The 22,419-nt window shown below is 72.5% G+C and carries 21 protein-coding genes and 1 pseudogene; 5 read left to right on the forward strand and 17 right to left on the reverse strand.

Annotated features, from left to right (window positions below):
* Window positions 1-80: 80 nt before the first annotated feature.
* Window positions 81-965, forward strand: coding sequence for an aldo/keto reductase (locus DEJ00_RS03915; RefSeq protein WP_111056485.1), 885 nt, complete (start codon window positions 81-83; stop codon window positions 963-965).
* Window positions 966-1,105: 140 nt separating this feature from the next.
* On the opposite strand, the gene DEJ00_RS03920 is transcribed toward DEJ00_RS03915, so the two are convergent.
* Window positions 1,106-1,984 (reverse strand): helix-turn-helix transcriptional regulator, encoded by an 879-nt coding sequence (locus DEJ00_RS03920; protein ID WP_027466864.1) that lies wholly within the window; start codon window positions 1,982-1,984, stop codon window positions 1,106-1,108.
* Between the two features lie 55 nt (window positions 1,985-2,039).
* Window positions 2,040-3,197, reverse strand: coding sequence for a sorbosone dehydrogenase family protein (locus DEJ00_RS03925; protein WP_111056486.1), 1,158 nt, complete (start codon window positions 3,195-3,197; stop codon window positions 2,040-2,042).
* 110 nt (window positions 3,198-3,307) lie between these two features.
* Between DEJ00_RS03925 and DEJ00_RS03930 the strand changes: the two genes are divergently transcribed.
* Together DEJ00_RS03930 and DEJ00_RS18880 are read left to right on the forward strand one after the other, a co-directional pair.
* Entirely contained in the window at window positions 3,308-3,706 is a 399-nt protein-coding gene (locus DEJ00_RS03930) for a cupin domain-containing protein (protein ID WP_111056487.1), read from the forward strand.
* Window positions 3,703-4,173, forward strand: a pseudogene (locus DEJ00_RS18880) (SDR family NAD(P)-dependent oxidoreductase); the annotation flags it as partial. The gene DEJ00_RS03930 and the pseudogene DEJ00_RS18880, both read left to right, overlap by 4 nt.
* Window positions 4,174-4,495: 322 nt before the next feature.
* Here the strand turns inward: DEJ00_RS18880 and DEJ00_RS18885 are convergent.
* The 8 genes from DEJ00_RS18885 to DEJ00_RS03975 all read right to left on the reverse strand — a co-directional run bounded on the left by DEJ00_RS18885 (window position 4,496) and on the right by DEJ00_RS03975 (window position 13,009).
* A complete protein-coding gene (locus tag DEJ00_RS18885; RefSeq protein ID WP_111056488.1) occupies window positions 4,496-7,318 on the reverse strand; it encodes an ABC transporter permease in 2,823 nt (940 codons plus the stop codon).
* Entirely contained in the window at window positions 7,315-8,043 is a 729-nt protein-coding gene (locus DEJ00_RS03945) for an ABC transporter ATP-binding protein (protein WP_027466859.1), read from the reverse strand. The genes DEJ00_RS18885 and DEJ00_RS03945 overlap by 4 nt, the downstream gene beginning before the upstream one ends.
* Window positions 8,040-8,663 (reverse strand): PadR family transcriptional regulator, encoded by a 624-nt coding sequence (locus DEJ00_RS03950; RefSeq protein ID WP_258373530.1) that lies wholly within the window; start codon window positions 8,661-8,663, stop codon window positions 8,040-8,042. Before DEJ00_RS03950 ends, DEJ00_RS03945 begins: the two co-directional genes overlap by 4 nt.
* 177 nt (window positions 8,664-8,840) lie before the next feature.
* A complete protein-coding gene (locus tag DEJ00_RS03955; protein WP_027466858.1) occupies window positions 8,841-9,722 on the reverse strand; it encodes an aldo/keto reductase in 882 nt (293 codons plus the stop codon).
* A gap of 74 nt (window positions 9,723-9,796) precedes the next feature.
* Window positions 9,797-10,384, reverse strand: coding sequence for a YdeI family protein (locus tag DEJ00_RS03960; RefSeq protein ID WP_111056490.1), 588 nt, complete (start codon window positions 10,382-10,384; stop codon window positions 9,797-9,799).
* Between the two features lie 139 nt (window positions 10,385-10,523).
* Entirely contained in the window at window positions 10,524-12,095 is a 1,572-nt protein-coding gene (locus DEJ00_RS03965) for an FAD-binding oxidoreductase (protein WP_111056491.1), read from the reverse strand.
* Window positions 12,096-12,104: 9 nt separating this feature from the next.
* Window positions 12,105-12,650 (reverse strand): acyl-CoA thioesterase, encoded by a 546-nt coding sequence (locus DEJ00_RS03970; RefSeq protein ID WP_111056492.1) that lies wholly within the window; start codon window positions 12,648-12,650, stop codon window positions 12,105-12,107.
* A 122-nt stretch (window positions 12,651-12,772) separates the two neighbouring features.
* Window positions 12,773-13,009, reverse strand: a complete 237-nt coding sequence (locus tag DEJ00_RS03975; protein WP_111056493.1) for a hypothetical protein — start codon at window positions 13,007-13,009, stop codon at window positions 12,773-12,775.
* A gap of 111 nt (window positions 13,010-13,120) precedes the next feature.
* Between DEJ00_RS03975 and DEJ00_RS03980 the strand changes: the two genes are divergently transcribed.
* Window positions 13,121-14,107 carry an aldo/keto reductase gene (locus tag DEJ00_RS03980; RefSeq protein WP_111056494.1) on the forward strand — a complete coding sequence of 329 codons (987 nt, stop codon included), beginning with the start codon at window positions 13,121-13,123 and terminating at the stop codon, window positions 14,105-14,107.
* 164 nt (window positions 14,108-14,271) lie between these two features.
* Here DEJ00_RS03980 and DEJ00_RS03985 read toward each other — a convergent pair whose 3' ends face one another.
* The 5 genes from DEJ00_RS03985 to DEJ00_RS04005 all read right to left on the reverse strand — a co-directional run bounded on the left by DEJ00_RS03985 (window position 14,272) and on the right by DEJ00_RS04005 (window position 19,582).
* A complete protein-coding gene (locus DEJ00_RS03985; RefSeq protein ID WP_111056495.1) occupies window positions 14,272-14,754 on the reverse strand; it encodes an FBP domain-containing protein in 483 nt (160 codons plus the stop codon).
* Between the two features lie 168 nt (window positions 14,755-14,922).
* Complete coding sequence (locus DEJ00_RS03990) at window positions 14,923-15,672, reverse strand: class I SAM-dependent methyltransferase (RefSeq protein ID WP_111056496.1); 750 nt, start codon at window positions 15,670-15,672, stop codon at window positions 14,923-14,925.
* Window positions 15,673-15,703: 31 nt separating this feature from the next.
* Window positions 15,704-16,615, reverse strand: coding sequence for a helix-turn-helix transcriptional regulator (locus DEJ00_RS03995; protein ID WP_071406260.1), 912 nt, complete (start codon window positions 16,613-16,615; stop codon window positions 15,704-15,706).
* A gap of 429 nt (window positions 16,616-17,044) precedes the next feature.
* Window positions 17,045-18,319 (reverse strand): hemolysin family protein, encoded by a 1,275-nt coding sequence (locus DEJ00_RS04000; RefSeq protein WP_111056497.1) that lies wholly within the window; start codon window positions 18,317-18,319, stop codon window positions 17,045-17,047.
* A 144-nt stretch (window positions 18,320-18,463) separates the two neighbouring features.
* Window positions 18,464-19,582: a M23 family metallopeptidase gene (locus tag DEJ00_RS04005; protein WP_146247866.1), complete on the reverse strand. Its 1,119-nt coding sequence runs from the start codon at window positions 19,580-19,582 to the stop codon at window positions 18,464-18,466.
* Window positions 19,583-19,744: 162 nt separating this feature from the next.
* Between DEJ00_RS04005 and DEJ00_RS04015 the strand changes: the two genes are divergently transcribed.
* Entirely contained in the window at window positions 19,745-20,239 is a 495-nt protein-coding gene (locus tag DEJ00_RS04015; protein ID WP_111056500.1) for a hypothetical protein, read from the forward strand.
* Window positions 20,240-20,255: 16 nt separating this feature from the next.
* On the opposite strand, the gene DEJ00_RS04020 is transcribed toward DEJ00_RS04015, so the two are convergent.
* Together DEJ00_RS04020 and DEJ00_RS18215 are read right to left on the reverse strand one after the other, a co-directional pair.
* On the reverse strand, window positions 20,256-21,947 hold the full coding sequence (locus tag DEJ00_RS04020) for a sodium:proton antiporter (RefSeq protein WP_111056501.1): 1,692 nt from the start codon (window positions 21,945-21,947) through the stop codon (window positions 20,256-20,258).
* 27 nt (window positions 21,948-21,974) lie between these two features.
* Window positions 21,975-22,340, reverse strand: a complete 366-nt coding sequence (locus DEJ00_RS18215) for a hypothetical protein (RefSeq protein WP_146247867.1) — start codon at window positions 22,338-22,340, stop codon at window positions 21,975-21,977.
* Between the last annotated feature and the right edge of the window lie 79 nt (window positions 22,341-22,419).

Raw genomic sequence — 22,419 nt, forward strand, 5'->3', positions numbered from 1 at the left:
ACGGTACGGCCGGCCGGGTGCCGCAAGCAGGGGTTGCTGGTACCCGTCAGCAGGGGGTCGGCGGTCGTAGCGTCGTCGGTATGGAGACAGTCACCCTGAACAACGGACTCGAGATCCCCGCCATCGGTTTCGGCGTGTTCCAGAGCGCTCCGGAGGAGACCGTGGACGCTGTCCGCACGGCCCTGGAGACCGGGTACCGCCACATCGACACCGCCGCCGCGTACGGCAACGAGCGCGAGGTCGGCGAGGGCATCCGCGCCTCGGGCGTCGACCGCGACGACATCGTGGTCGAGACCAAGATCTGGGTCTCGGACTACGGCTTCGACGAGACCCTGCACGCCTTCGACAAGGCGACCGGCAAGCTCGGCTTCGACACGATCGACGTGCTGATCCTGCACCAGCCCGCGCCGGACCGCTTCGAGCAGACCGTGCAGGCGTACCGGGCTCTCGAGCGCCTGTACGCCGACGGCCGGGTCCGCGCGATCGGTGTGAGCAACTTCATGCCGCACCACCTGCGCTCCCTGCTCGACCAGTCCGACGTCATCCCGGCGCTCAACCAGGTCGAGCTGCACCCGTACTTCACCCAGCCGGACGTCCAGCGGGCCGACGCCGAGCACGGCATCCTCGACCAGGCGTGGTCCCCCATCGGCGGCATCACGTTCTACCCGGGCTGGGGCGACGAGCGGGTCAGCGTGATGGACGACCCGACGATCGGGTCGATCGCCGAGGCGCACGGCAGGACGCCGGCGCAGGTGATGCTCCGCTGGCACGTGCAGCAGGGGCGGAACGCGATCCCGAAGTCGACGAACCCCGGTCGCATCGCCGAGAACTTCGACGTCTTCGACTTCGCGCTGACGGACGACGAGCTCGCGCGGCTCGACGCCCTGGACACCGGCCGTCGCAACGGCCCGGACCCGGACGGGACGGACACGAGCCGGTTCGACCGGGTGATCCCGGAGATCTGACGTGACCACGAGCGGACGGGAGGCGCGGTGCCCGCCCGCGCCGTCCTCCCTCGCAGGCTCGGTCGGCGCGGCCCGCATGACGCTGGCGCGTCACCGCTGAGCGGGCCGCGCCCGTCAGTGGGGTGGTCGCCACCACCGCCTCAAGCGAGCTGGCGCGCCCGCTCCGCGATGCCCTCGGTCGCCGCCCACGAGGCCAGCACCCGCAGGGCGTCGGCCGTGGGGCTGCCCGGGGTCGCCGGGTAGATGGTGAGCGCGAGTCCCGGGTCCTCGGCGAGTTCGAGCGTCTGGAAGTGGAGTTCGAGCGGCCCCACGACGCTGTGCCGGAACGACTTCACGCCGGCGTAGTGGCGTCGGACGTCGTGCGCTGCCCAGAGGCCGCGGAAGTCGTCGCTCCGCATCGACAGCTCGCCGATCAGTGCGGCGAGGTCCTTGTCGTTCGGGGTCCGGCCCGCTTCGCGGCGCAGGATCGCGACGTTCGTGTGCGCGGCCCGCTGCCAGTCCTGGTAGAAGTTCCGCGCCTGCGGGTCGAGGAAGATGAAGCGCGAGAAGTTCATCGGCCGCGCCGGTGCCGCGACCAGGTCCGAGTGCATCGCGAAGCCGAGCGCGTTCGCGGCGACGATGTCCTGCCGGTTGTTGATGATCATCGCCGGGGCGTCCGTGACCACGTCGAGCAGGTACTGCAGCTCGGGTCGGACGGCAGCGACGGGCACGACACGACCGGCGCGACGCGGGGTCTCGTTCTGGTGCTGCGACAGGTCGCGCAGGTGCTCCTGCTCGGCGGGGTCGAGCTGCAGGGCCCGGCCGATGGCGTCGAGCACGCTGTCCGAGACCCCCTGCAGGTTGCCGCGCTCGAGCCGCGTGTAGTAGTCGATGCTGACGCCGGCCAGGCGTGCGACCTCTTCGCGACGCAGCCCGGTGACGCGACGACGCGTGCCGAAGGTCTCGACGCCGGCCTGCTCGGGGGTGATGCGGGCGCGACGGCTGGAGAGGAAGTCGCGCGCTTCGTCGCGGTGGTTCATGCCGTCACGGTACTTCGCCCCGTCCGGCGCGAGCGAGGGGCTGCGGGAACCCCTTTCACGTGCGCGTGAACGGGACGGAGACGATCCGGTCGTCCCCGCTCGACGGCGTCCCGCGGCCGTCGGTGTTGTTCGTGACGAACCAGAGGGTGTCCGACGGGCCCTCGAGCACCGTGCGGATGCGCCCGAAGTCACCCGCGAAGTACTCGGTCGCGGTGCCGGGGTCATCGGCCGGGACCGCCCGGAGCACCTCGCCCCGCAGGTTCGCGACGAACACCGTGTCGTCGACGACGGCGAGGCCGCTGGGGGACGCCTCGTCGGTGGACCACTGCTGCACGGGGTCGACGAAGCCCTGGTCCTCGCCACCGGTGCCCTCGACCTCGGGCCAGCCGTAGTTCGACCCGGGCTCGATCACGTTGAGCTCGTCGTGGGTGTTCTCACCGAACTCCGACGCGAACATCGTGCCGTCCGACGACCACCCCATGCCCTGCACGTTGCGGTGCCCGAGGCTCCACACCGGCGACCCGTCGATCGGGTTGTCGGCGGGGACGTCGCCGTCCGGGGTGAGCCGCAGGATCTTGCCCGCGAGCGAGTCCTCGTCCTGCGCGTCCGTGCTCGCACCGGCGTCCCCGACGCTGGCGTAGAGCATGTCGTCGGGCCCGAACGCGATCCGGCCGCCGTCGTGGAACGTGTTCTTCGGCAGGCCGTCGATGATCGTCGTCGCGTCCCCGAGCCCCCACGACCTGGTGTCACCGGTCAGCTCGTACCGCTGGATCCGGTTGCCGTCGTCAGCCGTGGAGTACACGAACAGGTCGTCGTCGTGCAGCGCGAGCCCGAGCAGTCCGCCCTCGCCGCCGTGGCTGACACCGTCGACGGTGCCGACCTGGCGGGTGGTGCCGTCGGACCGCAGCTCGAGCACCCGGGCCGAGTCACGCTCGCTGACCAGCGCGTCGCCGTCGTCACCCGTCAGGACCACCGACCAGGGGGCCTCCAGGCCGGTGACCACGTCGGTGGTGTCACCGTCGAGCGCCACCTGACCGGCCGACAGGTCGGCGGGCGCGGTCGCGCGCGTCGACGGCGAACCGCCCCGGTCGGACCCGTCCTGCTCGGTTCCGTCACCGCTCGTGCAGGCGGTGAGGGCCAGTGCGGCGACGGCGGCGAGGCCGGCCAGCGACCAGAGGCGGCGGTTGCGGGGCGTTCGGGCGGGTGTGTCCACGATGATCCTCCCGGGGTCGTGGGTCGATCACACACGCTGCGTTCGGGAAACCCCTGAGGGGGTCTGTCGGCACCTCCCGACGGTGCGCACGGCGGCCTACCGTCGTCGGCATGCAGATCGAACCGAAGCAGCCGACCGTCAAGAACCCGCCCGAGCAGTTCACCGGCGACGTGTACCTCGACGCCATCGCCTCGCCGAAGGAGCCCGGTCAGACGATGACCGTCGCCAAGGTCCGGTTCCTGCCCGGCGCCCGCACCGCGTGGCACTCGCACGCCAAGGGCCAGACCCTGCACGTCACCGAGGGCGTCGCGCGGATGGGCACCCGGGACGGCCGCGTCATCGAGGTGCAGGCTGGACAGACCGTCTACACGCCCGCCGGCGAGGAACACTGGCACGGCGCGACCCCCACCGACTACATGGAACACCTCGCGATGCTCGAGACCGCCGACGACCCGGCGACGACCACCACCTGGCTCGAGCACGTGAGCGACGAGGAGTACACCGCATGACCACCATCGCCATCGTCGGGGCCGGCAAGGGCCTCGGCCTCGCCGTCGCCGAGCGCTTCGCCCGTGAGGGCTTCGCCGTCGCCCTGATCTCCCGCAACCAGGACCGGCTGGACGGCCTCGCCGCGGAACTGCGTGAGCGCGGCCACACCGCCGCCGGGTTCGCCGCGAACGTCCGTGACGGGGACTCCCTGCGCACCGCACTCGAGCGCGCGACCGAGCAGCTCGGCCCCATCGAGGTGCTGCAGTACAGCCCGCTGCCCGCCAAGGAGTACATGCGCCCGGTGCTCGAGACCACGGCGGACGACCTGGTCGGCCCGATCGAGTTCTCGGTCTACGGCTCGGTCAACGCCGTCCGCCAGGTGCTGCCCGGCATGCGCGCGATCGGCCACGGCACGATCCTGTTCGTGAACGGCGGCAGCGCGGTCCGACCGGGCGCCCGCGTCACCGGGACGTCCGTCGCCTTCGCGGCCGAGAGCGCCTACGCGCAGCTGCTGCACGACGCCGTCCGCGACGAGGACGTCCACGTCGGCCAGCTCATCATCCCGTTCGGCATCGACGACGGGAGCCCGAGCACTCCGGGGAGTCCATCGCCGACCGCCTGTGGGCGATCCACACGGAGCGCGGCGACTTCCGCACCTACGCGGAGGCGCTGCCCGAGCTCGCGTGAGCGCGGCGCTCGCCGCTTCGTGAGCAGGAATGGTCGGGTCCGGCACAGCGACCCGGCCGTTCCTGCTCACCATGTGACGGACTGGAGGCCCGTGGCGACGCCGCCACGGGCCTCCCGTGGCGTCAGTGCGCCCGTCGCACCGCCACCCGCCGCCGACCCCGCGAGGTCAGCCAGGCCCCGGCCGTCACCACGAGGGGCAGGCCGACCGCGAGCAGGGCCAGCACCGGCCAGTCCGGCACGAAGGGCATGTGGTTCACCCCGACCGGACTCTCGGTGAACCGCAGGGTCAGGGCGCGGATCGGCAGCAGTCCGAGGAGCGTCCCGATCACCGAGCCGACCGTGGCCAGGATCGCCGCCTGCCACGTCGACACCCCGCGGCGCAGGCGTGGTGCGGCACCGATGGCGTCGAGCACCTCGTCGTCCCGCCGGCCGTCGGACCGTGCGAGTCCGATCGCGACCGCTGTCGCACCGATGGTGACGGCCGCCGCCAGTGCGAGCACGATCGCCCGGATGATCGCCTCGTTGTCGACCGGACCGGCTTCGTAGGTGAACGACGGGCCGCTCCACCGTGCACGGTCGTCGCCGCCGAAGCTCTGCCACGCCGAGCTCAGCTCGTCCCACTGGGCCGGCTGGATGTCGTGGGGCAGCGTCGTGACGAGCATGCCGTCGACCACCGGGACGCCGTACCGTTCGGCGCTCGCCTCCGTCATGAAGACGCCGACCTGGATCCGCGGGCTCTGCACGTCGAGCACGGCGGGGATCGAGACGCTCGCCGCCGGTCGGCTCCGCTCGGTGATGGGCTCGCTCTCCCACGTCCGGTCGTGGAAGGTGTCGACGCGGACCGCGCCGTCGTGGGCGTACTCCGGCCAGAGCGACACCGCGCGACCGCCTTCGAGCGCGCTCCGGACGGCGGCGGACGGCCGGTGCCCGGTGAGCACGGCGTAGTCGTCGACGGTCCCGGCCCAGATGTGCGGACTCGACGCGCTCGCCGTGTCCAGGTAGTACGAGCAGCTCGTCGTGTCGTTCGCCGGGCAGTCGTACGCGCTCCAGCGGTGCGGGATCGTGACGGTCGAGGGGGTGTCGCCCGGCTGCCCCTGGGCGACACCGAGCACCCGGATGCGGTCCTGGTCGAAGACCCCGGACACCACCTTCGCGGCGTGGGCCGTCAGCTCCGCGTCGTGACGACCGGTACTGCCGCCGTCCTTCGTCTCGGTCTGCACCTCGGCCGTCGCCACCCCGACCGCCGTGGAGTACTCGTAGCCGCGGACGTACTGGGCCTGGCTCGACGCACTCCACGTGATCACGACCGACGCCACGAACACGACGCTCATCACGCTCGCCAGCACCGGCACCGTGCGGACCGGGTTGCGGCGGGCGTCGCGGGCGGCGAGCCGTGCGGACAGCCCCGCGCGGGAAGTGAGCCGGGTGACCAGGGCGAGCAGCCACGGCGAGCAGATGGCGATGCCGAGCTGCATCAGGCACGGCCCGATCGCGACCCCGGCACCGACGACGTAGGCCCACCGGTCGTGCTGCACCGGGCGGTCGTTGAGCATGAGCACCCCGACACCGCACGCCAGCGTCATCACGGCGCCGAGGACCACGAGCAGCGGTCCCCAGATGCGCCGACGACGGCGGGCCGGACGGCTGACGGGCACCGGACGGAGCGAGCCCCGCAGCGCCGCGAGCACGTTGATCCGGGTGGCGGACCGTGCGGCGACGAGCGCGGAGACGAGTCCGGCGAGCACCCCGGCGGCGGCGATCGACAGCAGCAGGAGCGGCGGCACATGCAACCCGGGGAACGACACCACGTTGCCGTTGTCGACCAGCCGGAACGCGAGCACGCCGATCCCGGTGCCGGCGGCGACCCCGAGGACCGCGCCGACGAGCCCGAGCACCAGGCCCGACCCGGCGACGATCGTGCGGACGAACCGCTTGTCGCCGCCGACGCTCGTGACGATGGCGTACGAGCGGGTGTCCGCCCGGGTGCCGACCAGGAAAGCTGCCCCGGCGAGCAGGGCGACCTCGAACATCGCGAAGACGCCGAGCAACCCCATCGCCCCGAGGTACCAGCCGAGTGTCGAGCTCAGCTGCCCACCGGAGAGCCGGGCGTCGGGCGGGTCGAGCACGACCGGACGCGACTGCACGATGATGCCGTGCGCGTTGAGCTGCCGGATCTCCGACCACGTCGGGGCGTCCGACGGCAGGTACACGGTGACGTCGTCGAGCCCGACGTCGTCGGTGGTGTCGGTCGTCGAGAGCGTCGTGCCCCAGGGCAGGAACACCCCCTGCGTCCCCGGGTCCGTCCCCAGGTCGGTCATGGTCCCGGTGATCGTGAAGCGCTTGGTGACCGGGTCGGTCAGGTCCACCGTGTCGCCGATCCGCGCCCCGAGACGGTCGAGCGTCGCCGGCGTGACCATGAGCTCGCTGCGCGTGGTCGGCCTGGAGCCGTCGAGCACGTGCCAGTGGCCCTCGAGCGACGGGTCCCAGACGCTGCCCTCCACAGCGGTCAGTCCGACGGGGCCGTGCGCACCCTGCACCACGACGGGCGTGCCGCCGACCGGGATCGCCAGCGCGCCGTCGGGCACGTGCGCCAGGACGTTCGCGAACGGTGAGTCCTCGTCCGACTTGGTGACGGGGCTGTTCCGCTTCGAGTCGGTGAACTGCCACTGCACCGGGTCCTGCACCATGCCGGGCAGGTCCGGGCCGGACACCCGCATCTGCGCCGATGCCTGGCCGAGGTCGTGCTCGAGCTGCTCGGTCACCGTGGGCTGCGTGGACTGCACCACGACGGCGACAGCGGCGAACCCGGCGGTGGGGATCCCGATGAGCGCGATGATCAGTGCCGCACGGCCCGCTTTCGCGAACGCCAGACGACGCCCCAGACGGAGCGCCGGTCGGAGGGCGAACGGCGTCCGGCCGGTCCCGGCACGCCGACCCCGGCTCACGAGGCGGTCCGGTCCGTCAGCGCCGCCTCGACGCCCGAGTACACGGTCTCGTCGACCACCCGACCGTCGCGCAGGAACACGATGCGGTCCGCCCAGGCCGCGTGCCGGGCGTCGTGCGTCACGAGGAGGGCGCCGGCTCCGGCGTCGACGTGGCGACGGAGCATGCGGAGCACGACCTCGCCGGTCTGCGAGTCGAGGGCTCCGGTCGGCTCGTCGGCGAGCACGAGTCGACGCTCCCCGACCACGCCGCGGGCGATCGCGACGCGCTGCTGCTGGCCACCGGAGAGGTCGTCCGGGTAGGCGTCGGCGCGGTGCGACAGCTCGACGTTGTCCAGCGCGAGTTCTGCGGCGCGGCGGGCCTGCGAGGCCTTCCACCCGTCGAGCTCGAGCGGCAGTGCCACGTTCTCGACCGCGGTCAACGAGGGGATCAGGTTGAAGTCCTGGAACACGAACCCGATGAGTCGGCGGCGCAGCGCTGCGAGCTCCTTGGCGGGACGGTCGGACACGAAGGCACCGTCGATCAGCACCTCACCGCTCGTCGGCGGCAGCAGGGTGCCGGCGCAGGCGAGCAGCGTCGACTTGCCCGACCCCGAGGTGCCCATCACGGCCACCATCTCGCCGCGCTCGACCCGCAGGTCGATGCCGGCCAGGGCCGTGACGGCCTTCGCGCCGGAGCCGTAGTGCACGCTCACGGCGTCGAGCTGCAGGAGCGGTGCGGCGGTCACCGTGCGCTCCGCGCAGCGGAAGCGGAAGCGGAAGCGGAAGCGGAAGTGGAAGCGGCAGCGGCAGCACCGGCAGCCCCGGGGACATCGGGCGTCGCGGGGTGCTCGTCCGGCCGGTACCGCGCGACACTCGACTCCACGTGGTCGAGCCAGCGCACCTCGGCCTCGGCCTGGAACACCATCGACTCGAGCACGAGCGACCACGCCAGGTCCGTCGACGGGTCGGTCGTCCGCTTCAGCCGCGTCAGGTCCTGCAGGTTCCGGATCGCGGCACCGCGCTGCACCTGCACCAGCCGGGCGACGTCGACCCCGGGCACGGTCACGGCGAGGGCGAACTTGATCGCCAGCTCGTCGCGGCCGCGCTTGGCCGGCACGGGCTCGCTGAACCAGCGCGCCACCTCGGCGCGACCCGCGTCCGTCGCCGTGTAGACGACGTGTCCGTCGTCGTCGGCGTCACCGCGGGCCACGAGGCCGTCGCGTTCCAGGCGGTCCAGGGTCGTGTAGACCTGGCCGATGTTCAGCGGCCAGCTCCCACCGGTCCGGTGCTCGAACTCCCCCCGGAGCTGGTAGCCGTAACCGGGTCCCCCCACCAGCAGCGCGAGTACGCCCATCCGAACGCTCATGACACTTCCCCCGTCTCGGGCCACCGTGGCCATACTGAGTATGCACATACGCGGTATGCCTGCGCAAGCACGGATCTGGACAGGGCAGAAATACGGACGGGAGGCGCGGTGCCAGCTGGCACCGCGCCTCCCGTCCGACCGGTGGTCGCGTTCGCGACCCGCGGTCGCTTCCCGGGGTCAGTGACCCAGCTTCGCCAGCTCCTCGAACTCGTCGTCGGTCAGCTCGACGGTGGCACCCGCGAGGTTGTCCTCAAGGTGCGCGACGCTCGACGTGCCGGGGATCGGCAGCATCACCGGGGAGCGCTTGAGCAGCCAGGCGAGCGCGAGCTGCGCCGGGGTGGCGCCCTTGCGCTCGGCGATCTCGGTGAGCGGCGAGTCCTCGCCGGTCAGGCCACCCGTGGCCAGGGGGAACCACGGGATGAAGCCGATGCCCTGCTCCTCGGACCAGTCGAGCAGCTCCTCGGCGTCACGCTTCTGCAGGTTGTAGAGGTTCTGCACGGAGACGATCGTGGCGATCTCCTGCGCGGCCTTGACCTCGTCGACGGAGACCTCGGACAGGCCGATGTGGCGGATCTTGCCCTCGTCCTGCAGCTTCTTCAGCTCGCCCACCTGGTCCTCGAGCGGGACCTTCGGGTCGATGCGGTGCAGCTGGAACAGGTCGATGCGCTCGAGGCCCAGGCGGCGGAGGCTCATCTCCGCCTCTTGCCGCAGGTACTCCGGGCGGCCGACGGGCGGCCAGACGTTCGGGCCGGTGCGGGTGAGGCCGGCCTTCGTGGCGATGACGACGTCGTCGCCGTAGGGGTGCAGGGCCTCCTTGAGGAGCTCCTCGGCGACGTAGGGGCCGTACGAGTCGGCGGTGTCGAAGAAGTTCACGCCGAGCTCGACGGCGCGCTTGAGGACGCGGATCGCCTCGTCGTGGTCCTTCGGCGGTCCCCAGACGCCGGGGCCGGTGAGCTGCATGGTGCCGTAGCCGAGCCGGTTGACCTCGAGGTCGCCGCCGATGCGGAAGGTGCCGGAGGACGCGGCCGGACGGTTCGTGGTGTCAGTGCCTGTGGTCATGTCCCAGGTCTACGCCCGGTGCGTTGCCGGTCCCTGAGTCGGTGTCCCCCGACCGCTCCCCGGGTTCGCAGGGACTACGGACGGGCGGGCCGCGGGTACGGGGTCTCGCCGCGTTCGAGTCCGCCGACGAGCTTCGTGAGCCGGTTCGTCCGCACCGTGGCGTTCGGGGCCGTCGTGATCCGGTGCAGGACGGCGTACCGGTTCGTGGCGTCGAGCTCGGCGAACAGTGCGGCGGCTGCGGGGGCGGCGTCGAGCGCGGCCTGCAGGTCCTCGGGCACCGTGGCCGTGGCGGATCCGGCGTAGGCGCGGTCCCACCGGCCGTCACCCTTCGCGCGCTCGATCTCGGCGTGCCCTCGCTCCCGCATCCGTCCCTCGGCGATGAGTGCCGCGACCAGGCCGAGGTTCCGCTGCGACCACAGCGAGGCCTTCCGGCGCGGGGTGAACCGCTGACGGTAGGTGGTGTCGTCGCGCCCGCGCCGCTGCCCGTCGATCCACCCGGAGCAGAGCGCCTCGTCGAGGGCCGTGTCGTAGGTCAGCGTCGTCGGTTCCGTGACGCCCTTCTTGGCGAGGACGAGCCACACCCCGTCGGGTTCGTGCTCGTGGTCGTCGAGCCAGGCGCGCCACGCGGCGACGTCCGGCAGCACCAGGTCGACGATGTCCATGCGGTCATCGTAGGACCGGCCGGCCGTGGGCCGTGGGCCCGGTCGAGTTTCGCGCTGAGCGACAGTTCACGGGGTGCGGGACGCGTGCAGTGTCGCTGGGGCCGAAACCCGGACCGCGCGCACCGTGCCCGGGCCGACGTCAGACCCAGTGCGGCTGCGCGAGCACGCCCGCGGGGTCGGCCTGCTCGGCGATGCGGTGCAGACGTGCGGTGTTGTCCCCGAAGTACGCGGACGGGTCGGTGATCGATGCATCGCAGTAGTTCGCGTACGCGGCGTCGCCCCACGCCGGTCGCATCGCCTTCCGGAACCCCCGCACGTACGCATCGAACGACGCGGGATCCGCCCCGTCCGCGAACACCGCCGTGTACTGCACGGTCATCAGCGCCGACCGCCAGGGGAAGGCCGAGTCCCCCGCGCCGACGTCCGCCACGGCGCCGCCGAGCGCATCGAGCGCCACCCCACCCTCGAGGTTGCCCGTCACGTCACCCGCCGCGGCCGCCTGCCGGACGAGCACGTCGATCTGGGCGTCGCTGAGCTTCGTCGAGCCGATCGACGACGTCGCCGCCTCGGACACCCGCTGCGGCTTCCCCGCCAACGCGGACATCGCCGCGCCGTAGGTGAGCACCCGCCCGGTGTGGGCGAGCGGCTTCGCCCCGGTGGCAGCGATGAAACCGTCGACGGAGGTGTCGGCGCCGGTCTTCGATCCGGTCCACACGCCGGTCACCGTGACGGTCGGTGCGGTGTGCCGACTGCCGTTCAGCAGCTTCAGCGTGGACCACAGCTCCCGGTCGGCGGTCGGCGCCCAGTCCTGCCAGGCACGCACCACGGCAGCGGCGGCCGACCACGCGAACGTGATCGTGAAGAGCAGGACGGGAGGCGCGGCGTGCGTCCGGAACGTCAGTGCGGTCACGACGCCGACGGTTCCACCGCCCCCACCGCGGCAGGCCCAGAACAGGTCGGGTTCGCGGGACGTCGACACCCGGTGCACGACCCCGTCCGGGGTGACGAGGGTTGCCCCGGTGAGCTGGTCGCAGGTCAGACCGAAGGACCGGACGAGGACGCCGACTCCACCACCCAGGGTCAGTCCGCCGATGCCGACCGTCGGGCACGAACCGGCGCCGATCGCCCGTCCGGCCTTCGCGAGCTCGGCGTACACGTCGCCGAGCCGGGCACCCGGGCCGATCGTGACGGTCCCGTCGTCGTGCAGGTCGATGCCGTCCAGGTCCTGCGTGCTGATGACCAGCGATCGCGGCACACCGGTGCCGGACGCTCCGCCGGCCGACCACCCCGTGTAGGAGTGCCCGCCGGCCCGGAGCGCCACCGGCGTCGAGGTGGTCCGGGCGAAGGCGAGGCCGGCCTGCACGTCCGCTGTGTCCGCCGCCCGGAGGATCCCCCGCGGGTCGGCGTCGTCGAAGCGCGGGTTCTCGAGCACACGGGCGTCGTCCCACCCCGCCGCGCCGGACCGGAGCACGGTTCCGGTCACCGCGGCGGCCAGAGCGTCCCATGAATCCGGGCCGTGGTCCGGGGAGTCGCTCGGTGCAGGGTCCGGGGTCTGCGAGCGCGTCGGGGCGGCGCTCGGTGACCGGCTGGGTTCGGGCCCCGGCCTGCTGCAGGCGGCGAGGATGCCGGCGACACCGAGACCGACCCCGCCGGCGATGAGCACGCGGCGCGAGGTGGCGGTCGTCCGGTGGGAGCCTGCTGGTTCGGTCACCGGACCTGTCTACGCCGCGCCACTGCTGATCCGGGTCGCACTCGCCCAGTCGTGCACCCAGTCGGGCACGGTCAGGTCGCGGTCCGCGCCACCCGCGGCCTCGAGCAGGTCCGCGGTCGGCACCGTCCCGCCGGAACGCCGCAGGAACCGGGCCTGCACCACGGCGCGGGCCATCACGGCACCCTGTCGCACGAACGTCTGCTCCAGGTACACGGCACGGTCGTCGACCCCGAGCACGTGGGTGCGGAGCTCGAACCGCTGCCCGAGCGTCAGCGACCGCTTGTACGTGATCGTCTGCGCCGAGACGACGGGGTACCAGTCGTGCTCGGCCAGCGCGGCCCAGTACCCGGAGCGGAGCATCAGGTCGAGCCGACCGAGGTCGAGCATCGACAGGTACTTGCCGTTGTTGACGTGCCGCAGGGGGTCGAGGTCGGTCGGGACCACCCGGAACGGCGTCCGCACCTCGTCCCAGAGCGACGCCCGGCGGCGCCCGCCGACCCGAGCGCGCAGACGTGTGCGCAGCTGCAGCAGGAGCAGTCGGAAGTACAGGTTCACGGGACGATCACACCAGTGCGCGGAGCAATCGTGCGAGCACCTTGGAGGAACCTCACGAAGCGCGGGCAGCTCGGGTCACCGCGATCCGCTGCTTCGCACAACCGCCGGAGCGGCCGGGTGGGTCAGCCGGAGAACATCCCGCTGGAGGCGCTGCCACCCGGGTGCGCGGTCCTCGACACCCCTTCGGCCGTCGATCGAGCGGCGTCGGCCTCGACCATGGCACGTGACCCGGCGGTGGGGTCGGAGAAGTCCTCGAGGTCCTCGAGCGCTCGCCGCCGACGGCGGTTCTGCACCTCGAGCACGACGAGCAGGGCGCCGAGCACGACGACCACGGCGATGACGATCCAGATGACGACCACGACACTCCCCCGAGCCCGGGGCGTCTGCCCCGTCCCTCGCAGCGTAGTGGTGCGGAGGCGGGTACAGCCAGTGCCTCCCGCCGTCAGGGGGACCGGGAGTAGACCTGCAGCATGCAGACACGCAAGCTCGCAGACCTCGAGGTCGGCCCGATCGGCCTCGGAACCATGGGCATGAGCGCCTTCTACACGGGCGCCGGCACCGACGACGACGAGTCGATCCGCACCATCCACCGCGCGATCGACCTCGGCGTCACCCTGTTCGACACCGCCGAGGCGTACGGCCCCTACACGAACGAGGAACTCCTGCGCCGTGCGCTCGAGGGCCGTCGCGACGACGTCGTCATCGCGACCAAGTTCGGCCTGTACCACCACGAGGCCGGTGAGGAGACGCCGACGCAGCAGCGCGGGATCTCCAGCAAGCCCGAGTCCGTGCGCGAGGCCCTCGAGGGTTCACTCCGTCGCCTGGGCACGGACCACATCGACCTCTACTACCAGCACCGCGTCGACCCGGCCGTCCCGATCGAGGACGTCATCGGGCAGCTCGCCGGCTTCGTGCAGGAGGGCAAGATCCGGCACATCGGACTGTCCGAGGCCGGTGCCGAGACCATCCGCAAGGCCCACGCCGTCCACCCGATCACCGCGCTGCAGAGCGAGTACTCGCTGTGGACGCGGGATCCCGAGGGCGACGTGCTCGACACCCTGCGCGAGCTCGGCATCGGCCTGGTGCCGTACTCGCCGCTCGGCCGCGGGTTCCTGACGGGTGCCATCACGAAGCCGTCCGACCTGGACTCCGACGACTTCCGCCTGGCGAACCCGCGCTTCCAGGAAGAGGCGTTCGAGCAGAACATGCGCATCGTCGACGCGGTCAAGGAGATCGCCACCGAGGCCGGCGCCACCCCGGCGCAGGTGTCGCTCGCCTGGCTGCTGGCCCAGGGCGACGACATCGTCCCGATCCCCGGCACGAAGCGGGTCTCCCGCCTCGAGGAGAACGTCGGCGCAGCCGACCTGACCCTCACGGCGGACCAGCTGTCGCGCCTGTCGGCGCTGCCGGTCCCGACCGGTGACCGCTACCCCGACATGTCGACCATCGGTCGGTAGACGCGACCGGATGACGGCCTGGAGGCCCGTGGCGGATCCGTCACGGGCCTCCAGTCCGTCGTCAGTCGCGTTTGCGGACGCGAGACGCCGGCGTCAGCGCGAGACGCCTCCGAATCCGGCGGCGTTTCGCTGACTCGGCGGCGTCCTCCGAGGACGCCGGCGTCTCAGACCTCGGCGGCGAAGGACGCGGCCCGGACCTGCAGGTCCTCGATGCGCCGGAGGCGCGCTGCCTCGACGTCGTAGCCCTCGTAGGCGGGCGGCGGCAGCTTCCGGACGTTCCGCGAGCACTGGAAGTCCTGGCACACCAGGGTGCCGACGGTGTTGCCGTTCCGTCCGGCCGGCCCGGACCGTTTCGCGCTGTAGAACGCGACGTCGTTCGGCAGCTTGACGTCCTGGCACCACGAGCACTGGGCACGGGAGCGGGGCGACGCCTCGGCCTGCCGGAACAGGATGCCGACCAGGTCGCCGTCCAGGCTCGGCACGACGGCGTACGCACGCCGCCCGATCTTCGGGTCGCGCCAGCCGAGGTAGTCGAGCGCGTCCCAGTCGAGCGTCTCGAACTCGGCGGGCAGCGTGAGGTCGGACACCTCCTTGCGCGAGGCGTTGACGAAGGACGTGCGGAGGGTCTTCTCCACGATGGGGAGCATGGGTGATCGCTTTCGTGCGGGCCCGGGGCGTGCGGACGCACACCGCACCGGGCGGAGGAGGTCAGGGTTCGACGAGGGCGGCCGCACCCGAGGGCACGACCGAGGGCCTCACGCCCTGATGCCGGCGATACGGGCGCCGACCACCTCCTGGAAGCTCACCCGACCAGCCTACGACCGGGTGTCAAGCCCGGCCCGGTCCGTCCGCGGCCGGTTCGGCGTCGCCGTGACCAGGACGACCGAGCCCTCGTACGTCGGGCAGATCCGCAACGACCCGTGCCGCCGGTCCCACTCCCCCGACTCCAGCGCGGTCCGGAGCGCTGCCACCGACCGCCGGACGGTGAACTCGTCGACCAGGCCCCATGTCGGGTCCGCCTGGCGCACGCCGGGGTCGAGCAGTCGCTCGGGGCGGGCGTAGTACGCCTCGGCGAACCCGTCGACGCACGTGAACGGGATCGGCAACGGGGTGCTCGTCACGGTGTCGTCGCCCAGTGCGTCGGCGATCCGCGGCAGTGCCGGATGGCGACGGGCGTCGGCCGACAGCACCTCGGGCGCGTAGTCGGCGAGCCAGGAGCGCTCGATGCGGTCGGGGTCGAACGTCAGGACCACGACGGGGCCCCGGGTCACCCGACGCACCTCGGCGAGCCCGCGTTCGAGGTCATGCCACTCGTGCATCGAGAAGGTCGTCATCGCGGCGTCGAAGGTGTCGTCGGCGAAGGGCAGGTCTCCGGCGGGCTCCACGGCGGTCACGTCGCGATCGGTCGGCGCGTAGGACCCGGCGGCACCGGCACCGGCACCGACGTCGAGCACGGTCCGGGCGTCGCCGAGGGCCTTCGCGACCGCACGGGCGAACGCGGGTTCGGGCCGGCGGTGCTGCCGGCGGTCCGCATCCCCTGCTGAGCCGTCCGTGGTCCTCGTCACGTCCCCACCCTACGAACCCGCGGGCGCCGGGTCAGTCGACCGACTCGGACTCGGACTCCGACTCGCGCAGGGCCGCGTACTGCTCAGCCCGCTCCGTCGCGGCCCAGCTGCCGAGCAGCGCGAGCGACCGCTCGGACTCGCTGCCCGGTTCGGCCGAGTACGAGAACAGCGTCAGGCCGGGGTCGGCGACCAGGTCGAGCGCCTCGTAGGACAGCCGCAGCTCCCCCACGATCGGGTGGTCGATGCGCTTCTTGCCGGTGCGCTGCATCCGGACGTCGTGGGCGGCCCACCAGCCGCGGAACTCCTCGCTCCGGGTGGAGAGCTCACCGACGAGCGTGATGAGCCCCGGCTCGCAGGGGTTCGACACCGCGGCGGTCCGGAGCACGGCCACGGCGTCCTTCGCGGTCTGCGCCCAGTCCGGGAAGAAGTCGCGGGCGGCCGGGTCGAGGAACGTGAAGCGTGCGGTGTTCACCGGGCGTCCGGGGCCGGCGAAGAGCGGTGCGTAGAGCGCGCGGCCGAGCTCGTTCGTCGCGACGACGTCCCCGCGCTCGTTCCGCACCCAGGCCGGTGCGCCGGTGATGGCGTCGAGCAGCCGCTGCACGCCGGGGCGCACGCGGGTCGGGACGTTCCGGTGCATGACCTTCGCGCCGGAGTTCGCCAGGCGCGTGAGGTCCCACAGGTGCGCGCGCTCGTCCTCGTCGAGTTGCAGGGCGCTCGCCAGGCCCTCGAGCACGCTGTCCGAGACGCCCTTGAGCGAACCGCGCTCGAGTCGCGTGTAGTAGTCGACGCTGACGCCGGCGAGCATGGCGACCTCGTGCCGACGCAGCCCGGGCACGCGTCGGACCCCGCCGCCGAACGACGGCATGCCGACCTGCTCGGGGGTGAGCCGCGCCCGCCTGGAGGACAGGAAGTCGCGGATCTCGTTGCGCACGTCGATACCCATGCGACGAGCGTACGTGCCCGGGCCGTGCGTCCGGCAGGCGGGAGGGCCGCGGCGCGGCCGCCGGCCGTCGCTGACTGGTCACGACACGTCGCGTGCCGCCCGCCGGGTGGTCGCGACCTGTCGGCTGGTGGCGCCGCAGGCGACGGCCTGTGACCGCTCGTCGGCGTCCCGCGGGGTGTTGCGACCGCCCGGAGCGGACGGGAGGCGCGGGGCGGCCCCGCCACGCGCCTCCCGTACGCCGTCTGGTCGCGTTCCGTTGCGTGACCGGCCGTGCCCGACCGGTCGCGACACGTCGCGTGCCGCCCGCCGGGTGGTCGCGACCTGTCGGCTGGTGGCGCCGCAGGCGACGGCCTGTGACCGCTCGCCGGCGTCCCGCGGGGTGTTGCGACCGCCTGCGCCACGGGCCTCCCGACCGCTGTGGGGCCGCGGTCAGGACGCGGCGTCGGCCCCGATCCGCACCCGCGCGACACGGTGACCGTCCATGGCGGTGACCTCGAGGCGGTGCCCGCCGGCCAGGACCACGTCACCGACCTCGGGCACGCGGTCCAGCTGCACCTGCACGAGCCCACCCACGGTCTCGTAGTCGCCGTCCGGAAGGACGGGACCGCCGTCCGCGGCCAGGTCCTCGAGCACCGTGGCCCCGTCGACCCCGTCGTGCGCCAGCATCGACTCGTCGTACTCGGTGGAGTCCCACTCGTCGCGGATGCGGCCGACGAGGTCCTCGAGCAGCGCCTCGAGCGTGACCATGCCGGCGCTGCCGCCGTACTCGTCGACCACCAGGGCGATCTGGTGGCCGTCGGTGCGCATGTCCGCGATCGCACTCGACAGCGACTTCGTCTCGGGCAGGGCGAGCACCGGCCGGACGAGCGTGGCGACCGGGGCCGAGGGGTTGACCGGACGCAGCAGGTCACGGAGGTGCACGAAGCCCTGGACCTCGTCACGCCCGCCGGAGGTCACGAGGTACCGGGTGTGCCCGGCAGCGATGGCCTGGTCGGTGGCCTCGGCGACGGAGAGGCCGGCGTCCAGTGTCGACACGTCGTACCAGGGGCGCATCGACTCGCGCAGGATGCGGTCACCGGCGTCCAGGGCGCTGCGGGCGATCCGGCGTCCCTGCTCGTCGACGCCGGTGTGCTCGTCGACCAGGCCGCGGAGCTCCTCGGTGCTCATCGACTCGCTGCGGGCGTCCGGGTCGCCACCGAGCAGTCGCACGACGGTGTCGGTGGACTTCGAGAGCAGCCAGATCACCGGCCGCATCAGCACCGCGAAGCGCTCCAGGGTCGGGGCGACGGCCATCGAGAAGCCCTCGGCACGCTGCAGGGCCAGACGCTTCGGCACGAGCTCGCCGAACACGAGCGACAGGTACGCGATCACGAGGGTCATCAGCACGAGCGCGACGGCTTCGGCCGTGCCCTGCTCGAGGCCGAGTCCCTGGAACAGCGGCGCGACGTCGGGTGCGATCGAGGACGCACCGTACGCGGCGGAGAAGAACCCGGCGACGGTCACGCCGATCTGCACGGCGGACAGGAACCGGTTCGGGTCACGGCCGAGCTCGGCGACCCGCATCCCCCGGGGGCCGCGGCGTTCGAGCTGCTGCAGCTGGGATTCGCGGAGGGAGACGAGCGCGATCTCGGCGGCCGCGAAGACCCCGCCGACGAGCACGAAGAGGATGACGAGCCCGAAGGCGATCCAGGTGTCGGCGCCCATCAGTGGGCAGCCGCCTCGGATCGACGACGGGCGGGCGGTCTGTGGGGATCGTCCATGTCTGTGAGTCTGCACAGGCCGACTGGGACATCACCGTGCTGCCGCTCGACAGCGGCTGTGGATCCCGCGTCGTGACGGGAGCGGTCGCTACAGGGTGAGCGAGCGACCGATGCGGGCTTCGAGCCACGCCTCCGGGTCGATCGGGGTGACGCCGTCCATCAGGACCTCGAGGTGCAGGTGCGCACCGGTCGAGACGCCGGAGGACCCGACGAGCCCGATGAACTGCCCGGCAGCGACGGTGTCGCCGACCTTGAGCGGCGAAGAGCCGGGGATCATGTGGCCGTAGAGCGTGGAGACCTGTCGGCCGTCGACCACGTGGTCGATGATGACCGCGTTGCCGTACGAGAAGTAGGTGCCCGAGACCCGGACCTTGCCCGCGGCGACGGCGCCGATCGGCGTGCCCATGCCCGGGGTGAAGTCGAGGCCCTGGTGCAGCGACGAGCACGCGCCGCACGGTGCCGAGCGGTACCCGAAGCCGGAGCTCATCTGCACGGGGCCGGGGAACGGCGAGCGGACCGCGCCGCCGAACGACACGGCGCCTCCGGCGATCGCCGCGGTGTCGGCGGAACCAGCCGTCGTCGTGGTGACGGTCGAGCCACCGCCGACGGTGAACCCGTCACGGTCGAACCCGGCGGACGTGACCGCCTGGGTCACGGCGTAGTCCTGGGTGCGCACGATGGGCGCGATGGTCGAGGTGGCCATCGAGGTGCCGGCGCTCGCGTGTGCGGGCATCGCCGAGGCGGCGAACATCGCGATGGCTGCGGCGGCGCTGGTGAGGGTGATGCGTCCGGCACGGGCCGACCGGGAGGCCCGGGGCGCGCTGGCGACGCGGGTCACCCTGGGCGCGGGGCGGCGGACGACGCGCTGGATGCGGTCGTCGACGTGCTCGGTGGTGGCGCGTGCGGCGGCGGAGCGGCGGCCGGCCGGCTCGGTGGCCGAGGACTTGGTCGCGAGCACGACGGACTTCGCCGGCTTGGCGACCTTCGCGGCCTTCGGTGCCTTGGCCGGCTTCGCGACCTTGGCCGGCTTGGCGACCTTCGCGGCCTTGGCCGGCTTCTCGGGCTTGGCGGCCTTCGCGGCCGGGGCCGTCTTGCTGCGACGCTGTGGTCCGCGGGCTGCTGCGCGCTCGGCCTCGAGGGCGGCGCGTCGGGACAGGTGCACCACCGGGGTCTCCGGGTGCTGGTCTGGTTCGGGTGCAGTCGTCATGGCCGCCCACCATTCTGCACGACTCTGTCGCTTTGTACAGGCCCTTCCGTGATCTTTTCGTTACCGAGCGCGCTGGGAGGCGCCTGACCACCACGGGCGGAAGCGTCCCCCGGGCCCTCCGCATCGGTACGGTCGGGGGAAAGCGACGGAAGGACCCGCACCATGGCCCGATCGCCGCGTGAGCGGTACGGAACGGTCGACCTGGCGTCGGCCGACGTCGTGCTGGCCGGTACCCAGGAACTCCTGCCCGTGCTCCGGGCCGCGGCCGTGCGCGCCGGGATCGACGCCGCGCGGATGCGGGTCATCGGGGTCGACGACCTGCCGGACCCCGACGAGACCTGGGACGCGGCGCTGGCCGTCATCGCCATCCGCCGCCCCGGTGACGACCCCGCGTTCCACCGGGCGCAGGCGGCGGCCGAACTCATCGCGCCGATGCTCGCGCCGCACGCCGTCCGCATCGTCGTCACGGTGTCCGGGGTGACCCGGCTCGCGCCGAAGCTCGAGCGCACCCTGACGTCCGAGGTCCTGCACCAGATCGATGCCGCGTCGGCGTCGTCCGGGTTCCGTCGGCCCTTCCGGCCCCTGCGCATGCGGCTCGGTCTCGCCGGGCTCCGTGCCGCCGGCGTCCGGGTGTTCCGCGTCTCGATCGGCGACTGAGCGGACGCGGAGCAGGTCACCGGGTCGGCGCGCCCCGCAGTTCGAGGGCGATCTGCTCGGCGTCCAGGTTCTGCAGCATCGACTCGAGCACCTCGGCGTCGAACGTGCCGTCGTCGCGGGCGTCGAGGATCGCCGAGCGCTGCGCCTGGAGGACCGCGAGACGCCGCGCCTTCTCACGCCCCATCCAGGCGCGGAGCTCGGCTGGGTCCGCCGCCTCGAGTTCTTCGCGCGAGCCCGGGGGCTGTTCACCGGTGCGCGGTACCTCTTCGGCCGCGCTGCGCATGAGCTCGAGCAGACGCTGTCGTTCCTCGGTGTCCTTTGCGGCAGTGTCCGGCGCGGAGGCGGCGATGCGTCGGAGCAGGGGACCGATCGTGCCGCCCTGGACCACCAGGGACAGCAGTGCGACCGCGAAGGCGACGAACACCAGGAGAGAACGCTGCGGGGTGCCCTCCGGCAGGGTCTGCGCAGCTGCGACGGTCACGGCCCCACGCATCCCCGCCCAGACCACGGCGGTGCCCTCGCGCCAGCCCAGCGGTGCCTTCGTGTAGTACGCGATGTCCGCCAAGGTGCGGCGGACGCGAGTCGTGAACCGGTCGAGCTCTCGTTCCGAGGGGGCGCGGTTGCCCGGTCGGTGCTCGCGGATCACCTCGCTCATCGCGTCGCGGTCACCGGCGTGCATCTCGGCGAAGCGCCCCTGCATCCGCTTGCCGCGCTTGGCGCTCGCCGACAGGGCGAGCAGCAGCGGGACGACGTACGCGGCCCGCACGAGCACGGTGAGCACGAGGGCACCCACGGCGATGAGGAGTGCCGGTCCGACACCCGTGTGCTCGTCCTGCACGTCGCCGAGGATGGTCGCGAGTTCGAGTCCCATCGTCAGGAACACCGCGCCCTCGAGCACGAGTTCGATGGTCTGCCAGTTCTGAGCGTCCGACAGCCGGTGCCCCGGAGGGAGCTTGCGCGGCCCGACGATCCCGGTGAACAGGCCCGCGACGACGGCGGCAACGAGTCCGGACCCGCCGAGGTGCTCGGTGGGGACCGCCGCGACGAACGGCACCGCGAAGGACAGCGCTGTGTTCACCGCGGCACCCGGCACGCGCGCGCGGACGAAGACGTTCAGCCAGCCGACGAACCACCCGATGACGACAGCGATGGCCACGGCGCCCGCGAAGTCGCCGAGAGCGCCCCAGAACGAGAACGACGCGGCGGCGGCGACGATGGCGGTGCGCAGGAGCACGAGCGCGGTGGCGTCGTTGAGCAGCGATTCACCGTCGAGGATCGAGATCGCCCGGCGTGACACCGAGGTCTGCTTGACGATCGAGGTGGCGACGGCGTCGGTCGGGCTGACGATCGCGCCGAGGGCGATGCCCCACCAGAAACCGAGGCCCGGGATCACCCAGGCGAAGAACAGCCCGAGCACCAGGCTCGACGCGACGACGAGCAGGACCGACAGGCCGCTGATCGCGCCGAACTCGCGCCGGAAGTTCATCGACGGCATCGACACCGCCGACGAGTACAACAGGGGCGGCAGGACCCCGGCGAGGATCCACTCCGGTTCGATCTCCGTGTGGGGGATGAACGGCAGCAGACTCGCGACGATCCCGACGACGACGAGCACGAGCGGTGCCGCGATCCCGATGCGGGGGCCGAGCACGGCGGCGCCCGCGATGGCGATCAGGGCGATGACACCCACGACGAGGAGTTCGGTCACGGGTCCAGGGTGGCACCACCGGGCGGATCAGGCTCCGTCGGGTCCGGAGCCATGCACGGCGCTCGCCTGCACCGACGGGTGTGGAGGAGCGGCGTGCGCGACCACCGAGACGCTGCCGACGGCGAGCACGAGCGCCAGCGCTCCGGCGGTGCAGGCCGTCCCGATCCGCCGCAACCGCGGCCGGCTGCCACGCTGACGCGGTGCGAACCGCTTCGTGCTCCGTCGGGGTTCGGGGCCGACGAGCCAGGGACCGGAGCCGTCGGGGTCGTACGAGAACGGGCCGGAGCCGTCCGGCGCGTACCGGTAGGGGCCGCTGCCGTCCGAGGCGTAGGCGGACCGCAGGTCCTCCGCGCTCCAGCCGAAGTCGTCCGGGGTCTGCCGTGTGGTGGTCATGCGCGCTCTCCCTCGCTCTGGTGCTGCGGAAGACCAGTCCACGCACCGTTCCTATGTGTCGACAGTGCGCCTCCAGGGT

This window comes from Curtobacterium sp. MCLR17_039, assembly GCF_003234745.1.
Lineage (GTDB): Bacteria > Actinomycetota > Actinomycetes > Actinomycetales > Microbacteriaceae > Curtobacterium > Curtobacterium flaccumfaciens.